General features: G+C 70.5%; 19 protein-coding genes. 8 read left to right on the top strand and 11 right to left on the bottom strand.

Translation table 11 applies throughout. From position 1 onward, the window contains the following. Window positions 1–204: 204 nt before the first annotated feature. Entirely contained in the window at window positions 205–933 is a 729-nt protein-coding gene (locus GHC57_RS14130; RefSeq protein ID WP_153345363.1) for a GIY-YIG nuclease family protein, read from the top strand. Then, window positions 908–1330, top strand: coding sequence for a very short patch repair endonuclease (locus GHC57_RS14135; RefSeq protein ID WP_343031180.1), 423 nt, complete (start codon window positions 908–910; stop codon window positions 1328–1330). Before GHC57_RS14130 ends, GHC57_RS14135 begins: the two co-directional genes overlap by 26 nt. A gap of 265 nt (window positions 1331–1595) precedes the next feature. On the opposite strand, the gene GHC57_RS14140 is transcribed toward GHC57_RS14135, so the two are convergent. The 3 genes from GHC57_RS14140 to GHC57_RS14150 form a co-directional block, all read right to left on the bottom strand. Further along, window positions 1596–2768, bottom strand: a complete 1173-nt coding sequence (locus GHC57_RS14140; RefSeq protein WP_153345368.1) for an acetyl-CoA C-acetyltransferase — start codon at window positions 2766–2768, stop codon at window positions 1596–1598. A 205-nt stretch (window positions 2769–2973) separates the two neighbouring features. Next, complete coding sequence (locus GHC57_RS14145; protein ID WP_170294885.1) at window positions 2974–4338, bottom strand: alpha/beta fold hydrolase; 1365 nt, start codon at window positions 4336–4338, stop codon at window positions 2974–2976. 285 nt (window positions 4339–4623) lie between these two features. Next, window positions 4624–5115 carry an RrF2 family transcriptional regulator gene (locus GHC57_RS14150; protein WP_153345370.1) on the bottom strand — a complete coding sequence of 164 codons (492 nt, stop codon included), beginning with the start codon at window positions 5113–5115 and terminating at the stop codon, window positions 4624–4626. A gap of 313 nt (window positions 5116–5428) precedes the next feature. On the opposite strand from GHC57_RS14150, the gene GHC57_RS14155 reads away from it, so the two are divergent. Together GHC57_RS14155 and GHC57_RS14160 are read left to right on the top strand one after the other, a co-directional pair. Beyond that, on the top strand, window positions 5429–6298 hold the full coding sequence (locus GHC57_RS14155) for a universal stress protein (RefSeq protein ID WP_153345372.1): 870 nt from the start codon (window positions 5429–5431) through the stop codon (window positions 6296–6298). Between the two features lie 48 nt (window positions 6299–6346). Continuing rightward, entirely contained in the window at window positions 6347–6772 is a 426-nt protein-coding gene (locus GHC57_RS14160; RefSeq protein WP_246152317.1) for a hypothetical protein, read from the top strand. Here GHC57_RS14160 and GHC57_RS14165 read toward each other — a convergent pair. After that, window positions 6726–7271, bottom strand: coding sequence for a response regulator (locus GHC57_RS14165; RefSeq protein WP_170294886.1), 546 nt, complete (start codon window positions 7269–7271; stop codon window positions 6726–6728). The genes GHC57_RS14160 and GHC57_RS14165 overlap by 47 nt on opposite strands. A 210-nt stretch (window positions 7272–7481) precedes the next feature. On the opposite strand from GHC57_RS14165, the gene GHC57_RS14170 reads away from it, so the two are divergent. Next, window positions 7482–9335 (top strand): ABC-F family ATP-binding cassette domain-containing protein, encoded by a 1854-nt coding sequence (locus GHC57_RS14170; protein ID WP_153345376.1) that lies wholly within the window; start codon window positions 7482–7484, stop codon window positions 9333–9335. Between the two features lie 20 nt (window positions 9336–9355). Here GHC57_RS14170 and GHC57_RS14175 read toward each other — a convergent pair whose 3' ends face one another. Further along, window positions 9356–10285 (bottom strand): glycosyltransferase family protein, encoded by a 930-nt coding sequence (locus tag GHC57_RS14175; RefSeq protein WP_153345378.1) that lies wholly within the window; start codon window positions 10283–10285, stop codon window positions 9356–9358. Between the two features lie 589 nt (window positions 10286–10874). Between GHC57_RS14175 and GHC57_RS14180 the strand changes: the two genes are divergently transcribed. After that, on the top strand, window positions 10875–11207 hold the full coding sequence (locus GHC57_RS14180; RefSeq protein WP_153345380.1) for a hypothetical protein: 333 nt from the start codon (window positions 10875–10877) through the stop codon (window positions 11205–11207). A 389-nt stretch (window positions 11208–11596) separates the two neighbouring features. Next, window positions 11597–12049 (top strand): hypothetical protein, encoded by a 453-nt coding sequence (locus GHC57_RS14185; protein ID WP_153345382.1) that lies wholly within the window; start codon window positions 11597–11599, stop codon window positions 12047–12049. Window positions 12050–12433: 384 nt separating this feature from the next. Here GHC57_RS14185 and prfA read toward each other — a convergent pair whose 3' ends face one another. The 6 genes from prfA to GHC57_RS20310 form a co-directional block, all read right to left on the bottom strand. Then, complete coding sequence (gene prfA, locus GHC57_RS14190; protein WP_153345384.1) at window positions 12434–13495, bottom strand: peptide chain release factor 1; 1062 nt, start codon at window positions 13493–13495, stop codon at window positions 12434–12436. After that, window positions 13492–14850: a glutamyl-tRNA reductase gene (hemA, locus tag GHC57_RS14195; protein WP_343031181.1), complete on the bottom strand. Its 1359-nt coding sequence runs from the start codon at window positions 14848–14850 to the stop codon at window positions 13492–13494. Before hemA ends, prfA begins: the two co-directional genes overlap by 4 nt. After that, the gene (gene hisS / locus GHC57_RS14200; RefSeq protein ID WP_153345386.1) at window positions 14847–16091 is read right to left on the bottom strand and encodes a histidine--tRNA ligase; all 1245 of its coding nucleotides are present in this window, start codon (window positions 16089–16091) and stop codon (window positions 14847–14849) included. The genes hemA and hisS overlap by 4 nt, the downstream gene beginning before the upstream one ends. A gap of 155 nt (window positions 16092–16246) precedes the next feature. Then, window positions 16247–16858, bottom strand: coding sequence for a LysE family translocator (locus GHC57_RS14205; RefSeq protein WP_153345388.1), 612 nt, complete (start codon window positions 16856–16858; stop codon window positions 16247–16249). Window positions 16859–17032: 174 nt separating this feature from the next. Then, window positions 17033–18181, bottom strand: coding sequence for a flavodoxin-dependent (E)-4-hydroxy-3-methylbut-2-enyl-diphosphate synthase (gene ispG / locus GHC57_RS14210; protein ID WP_153345390.1), 1149 nt, complete (start codon window positions 18179–18181; stop codon window positions 17033–17035). 103 nt (window positions 18182–18284) lie between these two features. Continuing rightward, on the bottom strand, window positions 18285–19901 hold the full coding sequence (locus GHC57_RS20310; protein ID WP_170294887.1) for a RodZ domain-containing protein: 1617 nt from the start codon (window positions 19899–19901) through the stop codon (window positions 18285–18287). A gap of 251 nt (window positions 19902–20152) precedes the next feature. Between GHC57_RS20310 and GHC57_RS14220 the strand changes: the two genes are divergently transcribed. Beyond that, the gene (locus GHC57_RS14220; RefSeq protein ID WP_153345395.1) at window positions 20153–21337 is read left to right on the top strand and encodes a glycosyltransferase family protein; all 1185 of its coding nucleotides are present in this window, start codon (window positions 20153–20155) and stop codon (window positions 21335–21337) included. The last annotated feature ends 5 nt before the right edge of the window (window positions 21338–21342 follow it).

Genomic DNA, 21342 nt, shown 5'->3' on the forward strand with positions numbered 1-21342 from the left:
GCTGGAATTCGAGCAGGGATCGAGGAAACTTGCTCATGGTCGGGCTCCGGAAATGGCGTGCGTTCACGTTATGTTCTACGCCGTTTCAGGCCACCTGTCACCACATGATGTGGTCCCGGACTCAAAGGGATAAGCCCTTAGAAGATATAGACTTTGACCTCAGCATGTGTTTGATTCCTCGCCGCAAATCTTGCAGGGGGAGCCATGCCTGAACGCAATCCTGATGAGGTAAACTACCCACCCTTTGAAACAGAAGACCTCCGCAAGAACCTGACCAATTTTCTGAATTCTGACTTCGCGCCAGACCAAGTTGGAGGCGCGTGTAAGGTTGGGAACTTCAAGTGGGGCGTCTATGCTTTTTTCGACTATGACAGAGAACCCATCTACGTCGGACAGACAAACGAAAAGCTCCGCACTCGCATACGAAGGCACCTGACGAACCAGCGGACTGACGCCGTTGCGATGTCGGTCTTGGACCCCTTTGAGGTATATGAGGTTGAGGTATGGCCACTTCCCCAGTTCGAAGGGGTAAACGGGAAAAACCCTGACGCAAAAGCGCACCTCGACGCCCTTGAGCGGCTGATATATGAACGCGCCCTGGCTAAAAGCAAATTCGGGGCTGTACTGAACGAAAAGGACCCACCAGCTGCCACGATACATATCGAGGTGCCTAAGTCGTTCAGGATGCGCATCGTATCAGACGATGTCCATGCGATTCGGTCTCATCCGGATTTCAGGATCGCGAGACGGTCCCTGATCATTAGTCGGCTGGCTCAGGTTATCAGCGAGCGGAAGGTGCAGGGCGGGCTTCGCCGGGTGCTCCTCACTCAAGCAAAGCGGCTCCAGTGGCTGGCTGAGCGTCGATATATCGGGCTAGGCGGAGAGGCGTCTGTTGAGGTGGAAAACAGTGAGGCGGAAGGTAGCGAAGACTGAGCCGCTGACTCGGTCGGAAACGATGCGACGGGTCCGGGGAACGAACACTTCTCCCGAACTCATTGTCCGGCGAGTCCTTTACGGCCTAGGCTTCCGTTATCGCCTCCACGCTGCTGATCTGCCAGGCAAACCCGACATCGTAAATCGGACGAAGAAGAAAGCGATCTTTGTCCATGGTTGCTTTTGGCACGGCCACTGCTGCAAACGCGGCAACAGGCGGCCAAAAACAAATACCGAATACTGGAGAAAAAAGATCGATCGAAATATGGAGCGGGACCTCCTAAATATAATGGAATTGCGTCGGTGCGGCTGGGATGTACTGGTGATCTGGGAGTGTGAAATTAATCATCATGATCTTTCTGAGAAACTGAGTAAATTTATTTCCGCAGGACGATAACTATAATGCCGCCTCGCGCATGACAACCAATAACCATGCAATCTCACTTCCGTTGTTATAGCGCGACCAACGGGTCTCTGGTTGCGGGATTTCGGTAAAGATAATTCCGAGAACAAATCAAATGGCCGCACGCCAGTTGATCGGCAGGGTAATACCCGCAGCGGATGAGTGTGACACCCCCGCCAAACGGAACCGGCCGGCTCCCCACGGAGAGCCGGCCGGACCGTTCAGGCGCCCAGGCAGGACGCGGCGGGGACGGACGCCCTTACCGCTCGATGCACATGGCGATGCCCATGCCGCCGCCGATGCACAGCGTGGCCAGACCCTTCTTGACGTCGCGCTTCTGCATCTCGTGCAGCAGCGAGACCAGGATGCGCGCGCCGGACGCGCCGATGGGGTGACCCAACGCGATGGCCCCGCCGTTGACGTTCACCTTGCTGGTATCCCAGCCCAGTTCCTTGTTCACCGAGATGGCCTGCGCGGCGAAGGCCTCGTTGGCCTCGATCAGGTCCAGGTCGTCGTGCGACCAGCCGGCCTTTTCCAGCGCCTTGCGGCTGGCCGGGATCGGGCCGGTGCCCATGATCGCCGGGTCCACACCGCAGGTCGCCCAGGAGACGATGCGGGCCAGCGGCGTGACCCCGCGCTTGGCGGCGTCCGAATCCTTCATCAGCACCACGGCGGCGGCGCCGTCGTTGATGCCGCTGGCGTTGCCGGCCGTGACCGTGCCTTCCTTGTTGAAGGCGGGGCGCAGCTTGCCCAGACCTTCCTTGGTCACGCCGTCCTTCGGGTGCTCGTCGGTGTCCACGACGATCTCGCCCTTGCGGGTCTTGATGACGTAGGGAACGATCTCGTCCTTGAAGCGCCCGGCCTTGATGGCCGCCTCGGCCTTGTTCTGGGAGGCGGCGGCGAATTCGTCCTGCTCGTCGCGGGTGATCTGCCAGCGCTGGGCGATGTTCTCGGCGGTGACCCCCATGTGATAGCCCTGGAAGGCGTCGAACAGGCCGTCGCGCAGCATGCTGTCCTTCAGCTCCAGCGGGCCCATGCGGGTGCCGTTGCGCATGTGCGCCAGGTGCGGCGCCATGCTCATGCTCTCGTGGCCGCCCGCGACCACGATGTCGGCGTCGCCCATCTGGATGGACTGATAGCCCAGCGCCACGGTGCGCAGGCCCGAGCCGCAGAGCTGGTTGATGCCGTAGGCCGTCACCTCCACCGGGATGCCGGCATTCACGGAGGCCTGACGGGCCGGGTTCTGGCCGGTGTCGCCGGTCAGGATCTGGCCCAGGATCACCTCCGAGACCTCGCCCGGTTCGACCTTGGCGCGGTTCAGGACCTCCTGGATGACCACCTTGCTGAGATCGTGCGCATGGACCGAAGCCAGGGCTCCGTTGAACGTGCCCACAGCGGTCCGCGCGGCGCCGGCAATGACGATATCGGACATGGAATGCCTCTCCCTGTTGTTCCTCCCGGTGGCGCATGCCCCGGCGGTGCCTGGCACCGCTGTCGAGACCGACCGTGCCGCGTCCCGCCTGCGGCCCGTGGACCGAAGCGGCGCGCCGCACCGACGCGTCCGGATGGATCACATCCGCCACTCTTGGGATCCGGTTATAAAGCGATGGAGCCCTCTCGAAAACCTCAGTTTCAACCTAGGTCGTTGCGCGGGCGGTTCGCAAGGCCCATCGAACCAGCGGATCGTGTACCCGCGCCACGGCTGCACGCCCCACGATCATGCCCACATGGCCCAGGGGCGGTTCGCTGACAACGGCCCCCGGCAGCGCCCGCGCCAGGGCCCGCGCCGAGGCCGCGGGCACGATTCGGTCGTGCGCCGGAATCACCACATAGGCCGGCACCGACAGCGAATCGGGCCGGATTCGCTGCCCGTCCACCGTCCACCGGCCCTGCCCCGGCGTGTTGTCCCTGTACCACCCGACCAGCGTTTCTGTTGCAACGCGGGCCGCCAGCGGCACGCCGTCGTTGACCCAGTCCTCGACGGCGACGAAGTGGCGCGCCGCGGCCCCGCGCCCCGGCAGGCGCCCGAACACCCGAAACTTGCGCCCCAGGCCGGCCGGATCAAGGCAGGCGAACGCCGCCTGCAGCACATCCACCGGAAGAGTATCCCGAGTCGCCAGCACGGCTTCGATCCAGGGCGCCAGACCGCGCGCGAGCCGACCCTGCGCCTCGGCCTCTTCGGAGGCATGGAAGTCCCAGGGCGTCGCCAGCAGGGCCAGCCCGGCCACCGCCTCCGGCTGGCGCTGCGCCAGCGCCAGCGCCAGCAGGCCGCCCATGCAGTAGCCCAGCACCAGCGGCCGCCGCCCGGTCTCGGCCCGGACATGCGCGAAGGCGGGCTCCAGGCGGTCCGCCACGTACTCGGTGATCCCGAACCCCTCTTCGTCCGGTCCCGGCGCGCCCCACTCCATCAGAAAGGGCCGCAGGCCCCGCCACGCCAGATAGCGGGCGAAGCCGCGCCGGCGCGTCAGGTTCAGGATGGTGCCCCGGTTGACCAGCGACGGCACCAGCAGCACCGGCGGCCCGTCCCGGGCCCGGTCCCGGCGGGCGGGATCGTCGGGCGTGTCGGCGAAGTCCTGAAGGCGGGCCGAGCCGCGCGCCCAGACGGCGGGCGGGTCCAGCCCCTCGCGTCGCCCGGGGTGCGCGCGATAGGCCGTCACACCGTCCAGGAACCCGCCCAGCCGGCGGCGGGCCTCGGCGTCCACGGCGGCGGCGAAACGGACCGGATCGATGCCGGCGGCGCGGGCCTCGGCCAGGACAGCGGCGAAGGCGGGCGGATCAGGTGCCGCCGGCCCCGTCGGATCCGGCCCGGGAGAGCAGTCCGCCGAGGGCGGCTTCGAGCACGGCGACCCGCTGTTCCAGGCGCTCAACCCGACCGGCCAACTCAGCGTCATCAGGGCCTGGGTGGTCAGGTGCAGCCCCAGAGGGCGGGGCCCCTGACGGTCCGCGAGCGCCGTCTGGGGCGGCGCCGTCCGGGGCGGCGTGGGATGCGTCCGATCGGTCATCGTGCCCCCCGGCTGTCGCGGGATGATCCCGCGCGGCCTCCGCCAGGCCCCGGGTCATGAGGGTGAAGGACTGGGCCAGCGCCTCGGACACGGCGGGATCGCGCGCCATGGCGCCCAGATGGTCCTGCCACAGGTCCAGGTACCGACGCGCCAGCGCCTCAAGGTCGGGGGTCTCCATCATGCGCCGACTATATCGATAGCGGTCCCGCCCTGTCACCCCCAGCCGGTGACCCGTTGCCTGTCGTGCGCGGACGGTCGCCCGGGCCCCGTCCCGCGCGATGGATGTCAGATCGTGAAGTCCAGCGCCTCGTCGCGCACCCCCTGCACGCCCCTCTCGCGGCCCTGTCGGCACAGGTCCTCGATGGTCAGGCCGTCCAGATGGGATTGCAGCGCGGCCTCGGCATGGCGGGCCATGGGCAGGATCACCGCCTCGCCCAGCGCCGAGGCCGTTCCGGCGGCGGCCCCGTTGGCCGGCTTGCCGCCACCGTCGGTGCCCCCGTCGGCGCCCTCGTCGTCCTCGCCGCCCAGGGCGCGCACGATCTCGCCGACCGTGATGCGCCGCCGCTCCCGCGCCAGCCGGTAGCCCCCGCGCGGCCCCCGCTGGGCCAGCAGGATGCCGGCCCGCGCCAGGGTCTGCAGGCTCTGTTCCAGATAGCGCCGGGGCAGCCCCAGCCGGTCCGCGATCTCCGCCCCACGCACGGGCACCGGCCCGCCGTGATAGGCCACGTCCAGCACCGCCTCGATGGCGGCCAGATGGCGGCGGGGGATCCGGATCATCCGTGCGTCTCCGCGGTGACAGGCTGGCAACTGGTTCCTGGACCAGCATTTAGGGCTCATGCCCCCGACCGTCAATCACCTCCCGGTGTACAACGTGTTTATTTCCGGAATTTTTGCTGTAGTTTTTGACCGTCCCCCCCGAGCGGTCCACCGCCGGGCGCGGGTCTGCACTCCAGAAAACGGGTTTCCCTCACCCGGGTCGGGGTTTCATAGTGACGGGAGCACATCACGGCGAGCGGGGGGACTCCCCGGTCGCCACGCGGCCCGGGGTCCGACCCGCCCCGGCGCCGCGAGCCCTGCGGAGGACCAGACCATGCCCGGGATCAAGACCATCCTCGCCATTGCCAGCAGCGCCGAAAGCGGCCGCGCCTCGATCGAGACGGCGTTTCTGGCGGGTGCGGCCCTGGGTGCGCACGTCGAGGTGTTCCATGTCCGGCCCGACCCGGCCAGCGCCGTGCCCTATGTGGGCGAGGCCATGGCGGGCGCGCTGGTCGAAGAGATGATGGCGGCGGCCGAGCGCGATGCGCGCAACCGCGCCGACGCCTTGAAAGCGCTGTTCGACGAGATGGTGGAGGCGCGGGGCCTTTCGCTGCGCTCCGGACCGCCGCCGCTCGACACCCTGACCGCCGACTGGATCGCGATCGACGGCAACGAGCCCGAAGAGGTGGCCGCGCGCGGCCGCGTCTCCGACCTGCTGGTGGCCGGTCGGCCCAGTCCCAACCGGGAACTGCCGTCGCTCATCACCCTGAACGCCGCCCTGATGGAGGCCGGCCGGGCCGTGCTGGTGGCGCCGCCCACCGCGCCCGCGTCGGTGGGCACGTCGGTGGCCATCGCCTGGAACGGCTCGCCCGAGGCGGCGCGGGCCGTCCAGGCCGCCATGCCGCTGATCGAGGCCGCCGGCGCCGTCACGATCCTGGCCGCCAGCGACACGGACGCCCTGTGCGGCGCCGACGATCTCGCGCGGCATCTGGCGTGGCATGGGGTGACGCCCCGGACCATCCCGATCGAGGGCCACCACGGCGAGGAGGTGGGCAAGGCCCTGCTCGGTCACTGCGACGACGCGGGAGCCGACCTGCTGGTGATGGGGGCCTACACCCACAGCCGCCTGCGTCAGCTCATTCTGGGGGGCGTGACCCGCTACGTGCTGGACCACGCCGAATTGCCGGTGCTGCTGTCGCACTAGGCGTCACACTGGGACACACCGACCGCGCGCACGACCAACGACCGAGACATGACCGACGATCGCAACGACGACGCATCCGACCCGACCCGCCGGACAGGATCGCCACCCCTGGACCTTGTGCGCGCGGCCATGGAGCGGCTGAACGCGGCCGAGAGCTGGCCCGCGCTGCGCGAGGCGCTGGAGGCGGACGGCCTGGCCAAACGCCTGGGCGCGGACGGCATGCAGCGCCTGGCCGAGGTCTGGCGCCAGCGCGCCGTGCGGGCGCTGGACGACGCGGCGCTGGTGGCGGAGGTGCGGTTCTGGGCCGACGGCGGCGACCTGCCGCAGCATCCGGACGGGTTCCGCGCCCCGCTGCCGGCCGATCTGGCGGCGGAGGCGGAGCGGCGCGGCTGGTTCGTCCGGCCGCTGGCGGGCGGCGGCTGGGTGGTCAATGCTCCGGATCGGGCTCCCGCGACCCTGCCCGCACGTCGATGACCATGGGGTGATCGAAGGTGTGGTCCGGGTCCGCCTCGCGCAGGTCCGTGGTGCGCCGACTGTGATCGGGCCCGAAGTAGGTGTCGGTCCGCACGAACGCCAGCGGCTCCGCCAGCACGTGGCGGATGGTCCGCAGCAGGTCGGTGGCGTTGATGGGCTTGCCGACCACGGCATGCACGCCGGTGGCCAGGGCCGTTTGCCGGTCGCCGGGCCCCATGTGGCCGCTGACCATCACGATGGGCACGGTCGGCTCGGGGCTTTCGGCCTCATCGCGCAGCATGCGGGTCAGTTCGAGACCATCCACGGGGGCCATGACATAGTCCAGCAGGATCAGGTCCGTCGGGCCCTCCCGCAGCGCCTTCAGGGCCTCGTCGGCGCCGCCGGCGTCCCGCACATGGGTCACCCCGGCGCCGGCCAAAACCGAACGCAGAATATCCCGAAAGAACACGTTGTCATCGACAACGAGCACCTTCAGAGCCGACCAATTCAGATCACGCATGGGATTGCTCCCGCCAGGATCACCCGGCGATGCCTGCCCCCCTCCCCGTTGCCTGCATCGACCCGCGAACCGAAGTGTCCCCTGCCCAACCGGGCTGGTCAACAAGAAGGGGGCGTGCGCCTTTCGAATGCCCGCCATGCCTTGACCGCGCCCCCGTTCCGTTCCTACCAAGGCGTGATCGTCCGCCCCCGCAAAGGAGACCCCTGCCCCATGGCCCCGCCGCCGCCTCTGCTGACGCTCCAGGACATTTCGCTCGGGTTCGGCGGGCCGCCCCTGCTGGACGGCCTGTCCCTGACCGTCGGCCGGGGCGAGCGCCTGTGCCTGGTCGGGCGCAACGGCTCCGGCAAGTCCACGCTGCTCAAGGTCATCGCCGGGCTGGTGGAGCCCGACTCCGGCACCCGGGCGGTGCAACCGGACGTGGCCGTGGCCTACCTGCCCCAGGACCCGGACCTGAGCGGGTACCCCACGGCCCTGGACTGCGTGACCGACGCCCTGCCGGCGGCCCACGCGGGCGAGGCGCACCGGGCCGAGATCCTGCTGGACGCGCTGCTGCTGCCCTACGACCGCGACCCGGCCACCCTGTCCGGGGGCGAGGCGCGACGGCTCGCCCTGGCCCGCGCGCTGGTGGCCGAACCGGATATCCTGCTGCTCGATGAGCCCACCAACCACCTGGACCTGCCCACCATCGGCTGGCTGGAGGACACCCTCGCCGCGTTCCGGGGGGCGGTGGTGTCGATCAGCCACGACCGCGCCTTCCTGCGGCGGCTCACCCAGGCGACCCTGTGGCTCGACCGGGGGCGGCTGCGGCGCCTGGAGGAGGGATTCGCCGCCTTCGATGCCTGGGCCGACGCCATCTTCGCGCAGGAAGAGACCGAGTGGGCCAAGCGCGACAAGCTGATCGCGCAGGAGACCACGTGGTCCCGCCAGGGCATCAGCGCGCGACGCAAGCGCAACCAGGGCCGCCTGCGCCGGCTGTACGCCATGCGCGAGGAGCGGCGCCAGCGCATCCAGCGCGCCGGCGGCGTCAAGCTGGAGGCGGACACCGGCGAGACCTCCGGCAAGCTGGTGATCGAGGCCGAGGGCATCGCCAAGAGCTATGACGGGCGCGCAGTGCTGAAGCCGTTCTCGATCCGCATCCAGCGCGGCGACCGCATCGGCATCGTCGGCCCGAACGGGGCCGGCAAGACCACGCTGCTCCGGCTGCTCACGGGCGCGCTGGCCCCGGACACCGGCCGGGTGCGCCTGGGCACCAACCTGACGCCCACCACGCTGGACCAGCACCGCTCGATCCTGGACGGCGACAGGACGGTGTGGGACCTGCTGGCGGACAGCGGCGCCGACCGCATCAACGTGAGGGGCGAGTCGCGGCACGTGGTCAGCTATCTGCGGGATTTCCTGTTCGACGACCGCCAGGCCCGCAGCCCGCTGAAAAGCCTGTCCGGCGGCGAGCGCAACCGGCTGGTGCTGGCGAAGGCGCTGGCCAAGCCCACCAACATGCTGATCCTGGACGAGCCCACCAACGATCTGGATATGGAGACGCTCGACCTGCTGGAAGAGATGCTGGCGGACTACGACGGCACCCTTCTGCTGGTCAGTCACGACCGGGATTTCCTCGACCGGGTTGTGACCGCCACCATCGTGCTGCCGGGCGACGGCCGGGCGGTGGAATATGCGGGCGGGTTCTCCGATGCGCTGGCGCAGGCGGGCGGATCGCTGTCGGCCCTGTTCCCGGCCATGCTGGGGGCCTCGCCCGAGGCGAGCGATTCGGTGGCGCGGCCGAAGGTCGCCTCGACGCCCTCGTCCGAGCCCAAGGGAAAGCCGAAGCCGGCCAAGCTGTCCTACAAGCAGCAGCGCGCGCTGGAGCAGTTGCCGGGCCGCATCGAGGCGCTTCAGGCCGAGGTCGCCCGGCTGGAGTCCGCGTTGGCGGACGCCACCCTGTTCACCCGCGACCCCACCGGGTTCCAGACCCGGACCGACCGCCTGGAGGCCGCCCGCGCCGAGCTGGCGGCGGCCGAGGACGAATACCTGGAGCTTGAGATTCTGCGCGAGGCGCTGGCGGGGTAGACCGGAAGGATCGGAACGGGTCAACGCCCGGCCCGGTCCGCCGGGCCGAAGCACCGGGCCAGCGCATGCAGGCAGCCGGCCGGATCGCGCAGCGCACCGCCCGGATCCGCCGCCAGCGCCCGCCCCCACAGCGCGAGGGCATCGCGGTGGAGACCGCCCTGCCGCCGCGTCTCGACAGCCAGCGCGCGGCGGTGGGCCGCGAAGGCGGCGGGCCGGAGCACCGCCAGGCTCGGATCGCGGCTGAGGGCATCGGCCCACAGGGCGTCCCACGTGGCCGCCGGCAGCACGCCCCCGCCCCGCGCCCGGTCCGCCGGCATGACCGCGGAAAGACCGCGCCCCACCACCCATAGGCCCGCCCCGTGCACACGCAACAGCCAGTCCGGAAACGCGGCCCCCGTCCGGTCCTCGTCGAAGCCGCCCACGGTCTCCCACACCGGACGCGTGGTCGCCAGGACGGCGGGGCGCATCGCCTCCGCCCGGGGCAGCAGCTCCGCCGCGGTCAGCACCCGCCGCCCCTCGCCCCCCGGCCGGGCCAGACTGACGGCCGCGCTGGGTCCGGTGCGCAGGTCGCGCAGCACCGCGTCCAGGTCGCCCCGGCCGAGGCGGGTCCCGCGCGCCAGGAACACCAGAGTCTGGGACCGGGCGACCGCCGCGCCACGGTTGAACACACCGGCGACGGTCGTGGTCTCCACCGGCACCGGGCGCAACGACGGGATCGTGTCCAGGAGCAGGCGCACCAGGGCATCCCCCGGGGTCGCGGCGGTCCGGACCATCGGCACGATGATTTCCCACCGCGGGCCGGCCGGGATCGCCTGCAGGGCCTCCAGGGTCGCCGCGAGATCGTGCGCGGACCCGCCCGGGCCGATCACAAGGCTGACCTCCGGGTCGGGGCCGCGTCCATACGTGGCGGCGGCATCGGGCGCGGCGAGGGGATCCAGGCGCATCAGCATGAGGGGGTCTCCGGGCTCTCTCGTGTGCGGACAAGCGGTCCGCGCGTCGTGACCCGAGTATGGCAACCGCCGTGCCACCCCTGAGACACCGCCCGCGCCCTCAAACCCCGTAGAATCCCATAGTGCCGCGCTCGGCTTTTTCGGCCCGGCGGGCGGCGGTGTGTCATTTTGAGAGACGCGCCCGGACCTCGGACCGAAAGCCGGTCTGTTTGATCCGACTCCGTGTCAGAATGACATGCCCCGCGTCCGCCGGCGACGCGACCGCCCAGCAGTTCCCATTTTGGCCACGCTGCCTCCGAAGGGTCCTGCTGGGAGGTCCAGGCGCGAACCGAACTCCCTCCCCTGGATAGGGGAGGGCTGGGGTGGGGTTGAAAAAAGGCTCGTGGGGTTGATGCGGCAAGTGGGGTCCGCGCGAAAATGAACGCATCCCCCTCCCAAGCTCCCCCCAAAGGGGGGAGGAGAACAGGCCGGCATCGGCCACAACCGGCGCTCTCCCTCCATCCTGAGAATTGCTGGCGACCGCCTTGATCCCTGTCGGACCACGGCCCTACCATGCCCGCCCCTCTGGACCAGCCGGGAGCCCTCCGCCATGCCGCCAGTCCCGACGCGTCCCCGGTCAGCCCTGTGCGCCGCCGCCCTTCTCGCCCTCCTGAGCGCCTGCGCGTCGGACGACGGGGCGGGGTGGGTCAAGGGCGGGGTGACGCCGTCCCAGCGCGCCGCTGACAGTTCCGCCTGCAAGCGCGAAGCGGACGAGCACGCCCTGCGCCGCACCCACCAGCCGGACCGTCTGGACCTGGGCGGCCGCGATGCCCTGGGCGCCGACCCCATGGCCCAGGTGGATCGCTCCGAGGCCCGGGACGCCTTCCGACGGTACTACACCGCCTGCATGCAGGCGCGCGGCTACACCCGCCAGGGCCGCTGAGCCGGACCGCCACGGCGATCGCAGGGCTCCGAACCCGGATGACCGTTCTGTGACACTGATGGGGTCGAACCCGCCTCACGAGGTCCTTCGGTCGCCCCCGGCGACGCGTCGCGTCGCCGCAAAGGAGCGCGGCCATCGGAACGATGGTCGCGGGGGCTCCCTCAGGACGACGTACTATTAATAGAGCATGTCATCCTGAGCGCCCTACGGGCGCGAAGGATCTCGTGATGAGGCACGAACCATGACACCCCTGTCATCTGGATTCGGAGCCCTGTCGGCGATCGAAGCCACATGGACGGATCAGACCGCCTGAATTACTCTGAGTTCGGTTTGCAGTCGCAACGGCGGCGGCCGGACGATGCGCCGCCTGGTAACGGGGAGGACGGGCGATGGGGTTTTCCAGTGTGGGCGCGCGGGTGACCGAAGTGGCGGCGCGGCTGCCGGGCCGCCCGATCAACGGACAGAACGCCGGCAACCAGGTGGCCGGTCGGTCAGGCGGACGCAACCAACCCCGCCAGCCCGTCCCGGTGGCCCCGCTGCCACGCGCCAGCGGCACCAACGACGCCCAGGTGATCGACGCCCTGTCGCAGCGCGTCGCGGACCTTGAAGCACGGCTGGCGGCGCTGGAGAGCGTGCTGGAGGTCAGTGCCGGCGGCGGCTCCGTGACGCTGGTCGCCGCCGGGTCGATCACGCTCAGCGCCTCGACCATCACGCTGTCGGCGTCCGGCGTCACGCTTGATGCCGCCATGACCTCGACCGGCGGCGTCATCAGTTGCGACACCATCATTGCGCAGAGCGTGGTCGGATCCAGCTACACCCCGGGCGCCGGGAACGTGTGGTAGGGGGCAACCCTGACCCGACCAGCGGGGTGACCATCCTTATACCAACGGCATCTGACGATGACCGTTGAAGTCCGTGGCCGGCCCTCTCCCCCACCCGGCCACCCAACGCCAGTATCCCCAAGGAATAGGATGGGGGGTGGCCGGGTGGGGGAGAGGGCCGGTGCCGATCGGCGGGTGAGTCAAACTCACCCGCCGTTGGTATTATACCGCGCAACGATGAGAATGACTCCTTCGACACAGGGTCGCTGCGACGACCTGTCAGGATGAGTCTTTGTTTTGATCGCCGCAGCGCCCCTTCGGGGCGCGCGGCTCCGGGCCTTTGGCCCGCCGGCGCAGTCGCGCCGGCCGGCCAACGAAAAGGATGAACCTTTCCGTCGGCCGGTATCACCCCACCTCGGCCAGTTTCGCGGCCTGATCTTCGGCGATCAGGGCGTCGATGACCTCGTCCAGCGCCTCGCCGGTGATGACCTTGTCCAGGTTGTAGAGCGTCAGGTTGATGCGGTGGTCGGTCACGCGGCCCTGCGGGAAGTTGTAGGTGCGGATGCGTTCCGACCGATCGCCCGAGCCGACCTGGCTCTTGCGGGCGTCGGCGCGTTCCTGTTCGGCGGCGCGGCGCTGCTCGTCGTACATCTTCGACAGCAGCATTTTCATCGCCTTGTCACGGTTCTTGTGCTGGCTCTTCTCTTCCTGGCACTGGGCAACGATGCCCGTGGGGATGTGCGTGATGCGCACCGCCGAGTCGGTGGTGTTCACGTGCTGGCCGCCGGCCCCCTGCGAGCGGAAGGTGTCCACGCGCAGATCCTTGTCCTCCACATGCACGTCCACCGCCTGGGCTTCCGGCAGCACCGCCACCGTGGCGGCCGAGGTGTGAATGCGGCCACCGGCCTCGGTCGCGGGCACGCGCTGCACCCGGTGCACCCCGCTCTCGAACTTCAGGCGGGCGAAGACATCGCGGCCGGTCACGGTCGCCACGGCCTCCTTGATGCCGCCGATGGCCGTCTCGCTGGCGTCCAGGATCTCGACCCGCCAGCCGTGCGCCGCGGCATAGCGTTCGTACATCCGCAGCAGTTCGGCGGCGAACAGCGCGGCCTCGTCGCCGCCGGTGCCGGCGCGCACCTCCAGGATGGCGTTGCGCTCGTCGGCCTCGTCCTTGGGCAGCAGCAGCACGCGCACGGCCTGTTCCATTTCGGGCACCGTCCGGCGCAGGCGGCCCACCTCCTCCTCCGCCAGCTCGCGCATGTCCGGATCGGCGAGCATGGCCTCGGCGTCCTCCAGGTCGGCGCGCGCCTTGCGCAGGGCCTCGATCGCCTCGACGACGGGGGTCAACTCGGACAGCTCCCGGGACAGACGCGGGATGTCCGCCGCATCCAGGTCGGATCCGGACAGCAGCGCGCCCAGTTCCTCGTGACGGGAGACGACGCGGGAGAGTTTCTCGTCCAGGCTCATGGTCGGGTGTCGCTTTCCTCGGTGGGCTCGGTCGGGCCGGGGTCGGCCATCTCCTCCCCGGACTCGCTCAGGCGGAACAGCCGCCGGGTCACGTTCTCGGCGTGGCGCAGGTTCTCGGGCGGGCCGACGGCGAGCCGCCGCAGCTCCTCCGACGGGGTGTGCAGCAGGCGCCCGATCAGCAGCCGCGTGGCCTTGTCGGCGTCGCCGTGCGCCTCGGTCAGGGCGCGGGCGCGCTCGTCCTCGAAGCGGGCATGCAGCAGGGTGATGACGGGCACCGCCGCGCGCTCCACCCGCCCCTGCTGGAAGCGCCCCACCTCCTCGCGCACGATCCGCCAGGCGGCTTCCGCCTCGGCCTCGCGGTGGGCGCGGCCTTCCATGGCCACGCCCTCCAGGTCGTTGAGGTCGTACAGGAACGCATTGTCCACCATGTTCACGGCCGGTTCCACGTCGCCCGGCACCGCCACGTCGGCGATGAACACCGGCCGCTGACGGCGGCGCTTGGCGGCCTGACGGGCCGTGTCCGAGCCCAGAACGTGCTCGCGCCCGCCCGTGCAGCAGATGACGATATCGGCAGCCACGATGTCGTCGATCAGGGCTTCGTGGGTGCTCACATGCGCGCCCAGACGACGCGCCACGGCCTCCGCCCGGAAACGCCGGCGCGCCCGCACGGTCAGCCGTTCCAGCCCGTGGGCCTGGAAGGCCTCGGCCAGCAGCTCGCCCATCTCGCCCGTGCCCAGAAGCAGGGCCGCGCAGCCGTCCAGGTCGCCGTGCAGGTCGCGCGCCACCTGCACCGCCGCCGAGGCCACCGACACCGGCCCTTCGGCGATGCGCGTTTCCGAGCGCACCCGCTTGGCCGTGGCGAAGGCCGATTGCATGACCCGTTCCAGGTCCGCGCCCACCAGCCCGGCGGCGCGCGCGGCGGCATAGCCGGCCTTGACCTGCCGCAGCACGTGGGGCTCGCCGATCACCTGACTGTCCAGCGAGGCCGCCACCGCGAAGCAGTGCCGCACCGCGTCCGCCCCGCGGAGCACATAGCCCTCGGCCCGCAGCGCGGCGGGCGTGACGCCCCCCTTCTCCGCCAGCGCCAGCAGGGCCGTTTCCGCCGTCGTCTCGGCCACGTCTTCATTGGCGGCCACGGTGATGATTTCGACCCGGTCGCAGGTGGACAGCACCAGGGCCTGACTGAGCCCGATCGCCCGCAGCCGGCCCAGGAAGGCCGGCACCGAGTCGTCCTCCAGCGCCACCTGATCGCGCAGGGCCATCGAGCTGGTGTGGTGGTTGACGCCCACCACGGCCAGACGGTCCAGACCGTCCCCGGGGCCGCCGGGGCTGTCGCCCTGCGCCGCTTCGGTCACCGGAAGCGGTCCAGCGCCCCTTCCAGCGCATCAAGGGCCACCTGGGTCTGCTCGCCGGAGTCCAGGTCGCGGACGGTGGCCGCGCCGGCCGCGATCTCGTCGGCGCCCAGAATCACGGCGGCGCACGCGTTCAGCTTGTTAGCGCGCTTCATGCGCTTGCCCATGTTGCCCGCATAGCCCAGGTCCACCGCGAAGCCGGCCCGGCGCAGCCGGTCCGTCAGGGTCAGGGCCAGGGTCTCGGCCTCGGCCCCGGCGGGCACCACGGCCAGCGGACGCGGCGCCGGCGGCGGGTCCGCCAGCAGCATGGCCAGGCGCTCCACGCCCGCCGCCCAGCCGACGCCGGGGGTGGGCGGCCCGCCCATCTGCTTGACCAGCCCGTCATAGCGCCCGCCGGCCAAGACCGTGCCCTGCGCGCCCAGCTTCGTGGTCGTGAACTCGAACGCGGTGTGGGTGTAGTAGTCCAGGCCGCGCACCAGCCGGGGGCTGATCTCGAACGGCACGCCCAGAGCCGAGAGACCCTCCTGCACCCGGGCGAAGAAATCCCGCGAGGCGTCGTTCAGGCTGTCCGCCAGCACCGGGGCGTCGGCCACCACGGCGCGGTCGCCCTCGTCCTTGGAGTCGAGAATGCGCAGCGGGTTCTTGTCCAGCCGGTTCAGGCTGTCCTTGGACAGTTCGTTCTGACGGCCCTTCAGGTAGGCCACCAGCGTCTCGCGATAGGCCGCGCGGCTCTCCACATCGCCCAGCGTGTTCAGCTCGACCGTGACCGTGCCGCCCAGGCCCAGCGCCTCCAGGATGTGGTGACCGCAGGTGATGACCTCGATGTCGGCGGCCGGTCCCTCCACGCCCAGGATCTCGATGCCGACCTGGTGGAACTGGCGCTGCCGGCCCTTCTGCGGCCGTTCGTAGCGGAACATGGGACCCCGGTAGAACGCCTTCACCGGCACCTGCTGGGCGAGCCCGCCGGAGATGAAGGCGCGCACGATGGCGGCCGTGCCCTCGGGCCGCAGGGTCAGGCTTTCGCCGCCCCGGTCCTCGAAGGTGTACATCTCCTTGGTGACGATGTCGGAGGTGTCGCCGAGCGTGCGCTTGAAGACCTCGGTGAACTCGAAGATCGGCGTGACGATCTCGCCGAACCCGAAGCGCTGGGCGACGTCGAGGGCGCGGGCCTCGACGGCGCGATGGGCGCGGGCGGCGTCGGGCAGCAGGTCGTGGGTCCCGCGCACGGGTTGCAGGGCGGCCATGGAAATGGAGTCCTTCGGGAGACGGGAAAACGAACGCCGCCCCCGGTCCGGGCGCGGGCCGAGGGGGACGCCCCCCGTCTTATTCAGGGTCGCCCGGTTTTGCAACGGTGTGCGGGGGCGCGCGGGCCAAACCTGTCCGTTCCGGAGGGGTGCCCCTACCGCTCCGCCAGGGCGAGGCGCAGGCCCAGCAGGGTGAACGCCCCGGCGAAGCCGCGCCGCAGCCAGCGCATGACGGACGGGCGCTCGATCACATGGCGACGGGCGGCGGCCGCGAACGCGCCGTAGGCGACGAAGACCACGAACGTCAGGGCCATGAACACCCCCGCGAGCCCCAGCATGGACAGGGTGGGCTGTGTCGCCGTGGCCGGCACGAACTGGGGCAGGAAGGCCAGGAAGAACAGCGACAGCTTGGGGTTCAGGATGTTCAGCAGCACGCCGTCCCGCACGATGCGGTGCGCCGGGGCCGGCGTCCGGTCTCCCTCCACCTGCAGCGCGCCGGTCTCCCGCAGCATGCTCCAGGCCATATAGAGCAGGTAGAGCACCCCGGCGATCTTGACGACCTGAAAGGCCAGCGCGCTGGTGTGCAGCAGGGCCGCCAGCCCGGCCACGCTGGCGGCGATGTGGGGCACGATCCCCAGCGTACAGCCGATCGCCGCGAACACGCTGGCGCGCAGGCCCCGGCCCAGCCCCTGCGCCAGGGTGTAGATGACGCCGGTGCCGGGCATCAGCACGACCACCAACGCGGTGAGCAGGAATTCGGGGGTCATGGAGGCGCCTCTTCGGTCTTGGTCCGCAATCGTCGAAACGGCACGACGTCATCCCGACGGCGCCCCGCGACCGAGGGATCTCGGGCACGGGAGTCCCATCGGTTCCGGTGTGCCTGTCCTCCCGAGATCCCTCGCCGACTCCGTGGGCTCGGGATGACGCGAAACGGGGCGAGCCTACTCCGCCGCCGGCTTTTCCGCCTCGGCGGCGGCCTTGGCGGCCTCGATGGCGGCGGCCTTCTTCTCGACCAGTTCGACGATGTGGTCGATCATCTCGGCGTTGCCCACGTTGTGGTCGGGCACACCCGAGATGTAGACCTTGTTGGCCGAACCCTCGTTGGCCAGCGTGCCGCCGCCGGTGATGCCGATATCCGTCTCGCGGGCCTCGCCCGGGCCGTTGACCACGCAGCCCAGGATGGACAGCGACACCGGCGTGCCGATGTGGGCCAGCCGCTCCTCCAGGATCTCCACGGTCTTGATGACGTCGAAACCCTGGCGCGCGCAGGATGGACAGGCGACGATGCGCACGCCCCTGTGGCGCAGGTCCAGGCTCTTCAGGATGTCGAAGCCGACCTTGATCTCCTCCACCGGGTCGGCGGAGAGCGACACGCGGATGGTGTCGCCGATGCCCTTCTTGAGCAGCCAGCCCATGCCGATGGAGGACTTCACGGTGCCCACGCGGGTGCCGCCGGCCTCGGTGATACCCAGGTGCAAGGGGTAGTCACACGCCTCCGCCAGCGCCTCGTAGGCGGCGATGGCCAGATAGACATCGGACGCCTTGACCGAGATCTTGAAGTCCCGGAAGTCGTTGTCCTCCAGAAGCTTGGCGTGCTCCAGGGCGCTCTCGACCATGGCTTCGGGGTTGGGCTCGCCGTACTTCTCCAGCAGGTGGCGGTCCAGCGAGCCGGCGTTGACCCCGATGCGCATGGAGCAGCCGTGGTCCTTGGCGGCGTTGACCACCTCGCGCACCCGCTCGTGCGCGCCGATGTTGCCCGGGTTGATGCGCAGGCAGGCCGCGCCCGCCTCGGCGGCCTCGATGGCGCGCTTGTAGTGGAAGTGGATGTCCGCGACGATGGGCACGTTGACCTGTTTGACGATCTCCTTCAGACCGGCGGTCGCCTCCTCATCCGGGCAGGAGACGCGCACGATGTCGGCCCCCGCCTCTTCCAGGCGCCGGATCTGCGCCACCGTCCCCGCCACATCGGCGGTGATGGTGTTGGTCATGGACTGCACCGTCACCGGGGCATCGCCGCCGACCGGCACCGGCCCGACAAAAATCTGACGGCTCTTGCGACGCGCGATCTCGCGATAGGGTCGGACGGACATGGAACCCCCTTCGGGTGGCTGGGTGCGGGCACGACGGATGGCCGGCGACCCTATGGTCTCCGGCCCACCCTGTTTGGTTCCCTGTATAAGGCGAGACTGGTTCTCAGTTCAAGGCGCTGGGCGCGAGACGCACCCCGTTTCGCGGCGCGCCGACGGGGCCCAGATTGCGCACCCGACGGCCATCCACATAGACCTCAAGGCCGCCCGCGTTGCTGGTGTTCAGGAGGTACCCGCCGTCCGTCGGCACGGCGTAGGTGTCGCCCCGGCGCAGCAGGCGGCGCACCACGAGTTCGCCGTCCTTGCGGACCTGAATCCAGGCGTCCTGGTTGGCCCGCAGGACGATGCGGGCGCCGTCGGCGGACTGGGACACATCGGCGGGCGCGGCGCGGCCCACATAGGCCGGCGGCGGCTCGTCCGCCTGGTCGGCCTCGTCCGCATCCTCGGCCTGTTCACCCTGTTCGGTCTCTTCGGTGTCGTCGGTCTCTTCGGCCGCGTCGGCCTCCGCCGTGTCTTCGACCGCCTCGGCCGTCTGGTCGGGCGCCTCGGCCGCGTCCACGGCGTCCGCCCCGGGCCCCTCGGCCGGAGCGTCGGCCGCCTCCGCCGGGTCCGTCGCGGCGGGCTCCCCGGCCGTGTCGGAGTCTCCGGCCGCCACCAGGGATTCCTCCGGCGCAGACGGGAGCGCGGGCGCATCGGCCGCCGCCGTGTCGTCTGGCGGCGGGGTGGACACCGCCTCGGCCGTCGTGTCCGCGGTCGCCTCGGCCGGTCCATCCGGCTCCCCCGGAGGCGCGGGATCGTCGGCCGCGTCGGCGGACGCGGCGACCTCGGGGGTGTCGGCGACTTCCGTGGCGCCGTCCTCGGGCTCGCCCCCCAGCCGCTCCGGCAGCGGCGGCGGCACGGCAGGCCCGTCCGTCGCCGGGGCGTCCGCCGCCACGGGATCGGTGCCGGGCTCGGCCGTCTCGTCCGTCGCCGTGGCGGGGGTCGGGCTCTCCGGCGTGTTCGTCTCTTCGGGCGTGGCCGCGTCCTGAGGCGGCGGGCCGGCGGCCGGGTCCGGGGTCTCGATGGGGTTCAGCGCCGCCAGACCGGACGGAGCCGGCGTTTCCGACGTCTCACCGGCCGGCCCGGGCGCCGGTTCGGGCGCGGGAGCCGGTTCCGGCTCGCGCTCGGCCTGCGGCGGCGCGGTCGCGACCGAGGGCCCCTCGGACCCCGCCGGGTCGGGCTGGTCGGGATCGGTCCCCTCGGGATCCACATTGATGAGCTGGGACACCCGCGTCGTCACGTCGCGCGCCAGATCGGCCATGGACACGTTGCTGGACGACATCCAGTACCAGACGCCATAGGCGCAGCCGGCCAGGATCAGGGCGACCAGCAGCAGGGCGCCCGCCGACACGCCGCTGTCGTTGGCGGGGTTGGGAAACTCCAGATGCTGGGAGGGGGCGGCCTGGATCGGGCCTTCCTTGTGCCGACGCACGATTTCCTCGGCGTCCAGGCCCAGGTATTCCGCATAGGCGCGGATGAACCCGACCACATAGGTCGATCCGGGCAGGTCCTCGAAATGGCCCGCCTCGATCGCCAGAAGGTGGTGATACTTGATCCGGAGTTCGTCCGCGACAATCCGCAGGTCCTGTCCCGACCGCAGTCTGGCTTCCTGCAACAGGACCCCGACATGCTCGGTGGGGATGAACTCCGGGTTCGGTGGCAGCCTTTCCGCCGAGTTGGCCAAGGTCGGTTTCCCTGTCAGCTTCCCGCGAAACGCCCGCCGATGCCGTCCGGCCCCGTCCCGTCGCGCGACCCGTCGGCGGTCATCCCTGTCGATCCTTTCGACGTATACCGTACCAGGGCTATGGACGAAAAGCCTTTCCGACGGAGTATCCCGTGCCCCATTGTCGCGGGAGGCGTCGCGGGGTCCCGCGCGACGGGGCAGACGGGGCAGCGGACGCAAACAGGGATACCGCAAACAGGGACACGGTGACGATGGCGACGCATCCTCCTGCGGACGGCCCCGTGCTGGTCTACGTGCAGCATGTCATGGGCGTCGGCCATCTGAACCGCGCCCTCGCGCTGACCCGGGGGCTGGCCGGGCATGGCCGCGACGTGGTGCTGGTGTCGGGCGGGCGGCCGGTGCCGCACCTGGTCAGTCGGACGCCGTCGGCCCCGGTCCACGTGGAGCAACTGCCCCCCATCGCGGCGCTCGGCCTGGACTTCAACACGCTGGTGGATGCCGACGACCGCCCCATTACGGACGCCCTGTGGCAGGCCCGGTCCGCCCGGCTGGCGGCGCTGGTGGCGGACCTGCGCCCGGCGGTGCTGGTGGTGGAGATGTACCCCTTCGGCCGGCGCGCCTTCGCGGCGGAGATCGAGGCCCTGATCGACGACACCCGCGCCCGGCGCCCCGATGTGCGGGTGGCGTGTTCGGTGCGGGACATCCTGGTGCGCAGGTCAAAGCCCGGATGGGCCGAACGCATGCTGGCGGCGGCCAACGCGCGCTTCGACCTGATCCTGGTGCACGGCGACCCCGCCCTGATCCCGTTTTCGGCCACCTTCCCCCTGGCCGACGCGCTGACGCCGCCGGTCGTCCACACCGGCTATATCGTCGAGCCGCCCCCACCTCTGGAGCCCGAGGACGACAGCGGCGAGGGGCGGGGGGAGATCCTGGTCTCCGCCGGGGGCGGGGCCATGAGCGCCCTCATGATGGAGGCCGTGCTGCCGACCCGGGCGCTGTGCGCAGGCCCGGCCCGGACGCTGCCCTGGCGCGTCCTTGTGGGGCGCAACCTGGGTCCGGACGCCCGCGACCGCCTGCGCGCGGCCGCGCCGCCCGGTGTGACGGTCGAGTGGGCCCGGCCCGACTTCCGCCGCCTGCTCGCCCGCGCGCGCCTGTCGATCTCGCAGGCGGGCTACAACACGGTGGCCGAGATCCTGGACGCCGGGGTGCCGGCTGTCCTGCTGCCCTGGGGGGACGGCGACGAGTCGGAACAGCACGACCGGGCCGCCGCCCTCGCCCGCCTGAACCGGGCGCGGGTGGTCGCGGCCGAAACCCTCTCCCCCGAAACCCTGGCCGCGTCGGTGGATGCGGCCCTGGAGGCCGCGCCGGCTCGTTCCGATACGCTGACAATTGCCCTGGACGGCGTGGCCCGGTCGCGGGAAGCTCTGCTAGGGTAAGGGTT

The organism is Roseospira navarrensis (assembly GCF_009601025.1).
In the GTDB taxonomy this organism is placed as follows: domain Bacteria; phylum Pseudomonadota; class Alphaproteobacteria; order Rhodospirillales; family Rhodospirillaceae; genus Rhodospira; species Rhodospira navarrensis.

Excerpts from the sequence above, each read along its gene's own strand:
- GHC57_RS14130 (WP_153345363.1), top strand. The coding sequence starts at position 205 with ATGCCTGAACGCAATCCTGATGAGGTAAACTACCCACCCTTTGAAACA.
- GHC57_RS14140 (WP_153345368.1), bottom strand. The coding sequence starts at position 2,768 with ATGTCCGATATCGTCATTGCCGGCGCCGCGCGGACCGCTGTGGGCACG.
- GHC57_RS14145 (WP_170294885.1), bottom strand. The coding sequence starts at position 4,338 with ATGACCGATCGGACGCATCCCACGCCGCCCCGGACGGCGCCGCCCCAG.
- GHC57_RS14150 (WP_153345370.1), bottom strand. The coding sequence starts at position 5,115 with ATGATCCGGATCCCCCGCCGCCATCTGGCCGCCATCGAGGCGGTGCTG.
- GHC57_RS14155 (WP_153345372.1), top strand. The coding sequence starts at position 5,429 with ATGCCCGGGATCAAGACCATCCTCGCCATTGCCAGCAGCGCCGAAAGC.
- GHC57_RS14160 (WP_246152317.1), top strand. The coding sequence starts at position 6,347 with ATGACCGACGATCGCAACGACGACGCATCCGACCCGACCCGCCGGACA.
- GHC57_RS14165 (WP_170294886.1), bottom strand. The coding sequence starts at position 7,271 with ATGCGTGATCTGAATTGGTCGGCTCTGAAGGTGCTCGTTGTCGATGAC.
- GHC57_RS14170 (WP_153345376.1), top strand. The coding sequence starts at position 7,482 with ATGGCCCCGCCGCCGCCTCTGCTGACGCTCCAGGACATTTCGCTCGGG.
- GHC57_RS14175 (WP_153345378.1), bottom strand. The coding sequence starts at position 10,285 with ATGCTGATGCGCCTGGATCCCCTCGCCGCGCCCGATGCCGCCGCCACG.
- GHC57_RS14180 (WP_153345380.1), top strand. The coding sequence starts at position 10,875 with ATGCCGCCAGTCCCGACGCGTCCCCGGTCAGCCCTGTGCGCCGCCGCC.
- GHC57_RS14185 (WP_153345382.1), top strand. The coding sequence starts at position 11,597 with ATGGGGTTTTCCAGTGTGGGCGCGCGGGTGACCGAAGTGGCGGCGCGG.
- prfA (WP_153345384.1), bottom strand. The coding sequence starts at position 13,495 with ATGAGCCTGGACGAGAAACTCTCCCGCGTCGTCTCCCGTCACGAGGAA.
- hisS (WP_153345386.1), bottom strand. The coding sequence starts at position 16,091 with ATGGCCGCCCTGCAACCCGTGCGCGGGACCCACGACCTGCTGCCCGAC.
- GHC57_RS14205 (WP_153345388.1), bottom strand. The coding sequence starts at position 16,858 with ATGACCCCCGAATTCCTGCTCACCGCGTTGGTGGTCGTGCTGATGCCC.
- ispG (WP_153345390.1), bottom strand. The coding sequence starts at position 18,181 with ATGTCCGTCCGACCCTATCGCGAGATCGCGCGTCGCAAGAGCCGTCAG.
- GHC57_RS14220 (WP_153345395.1), top strand. The coding sequence starts at position 20,153 with ATGGCGACGCATCCTCCTGCGGACGGCCCCGTGCTGGTCTACGTGCAG.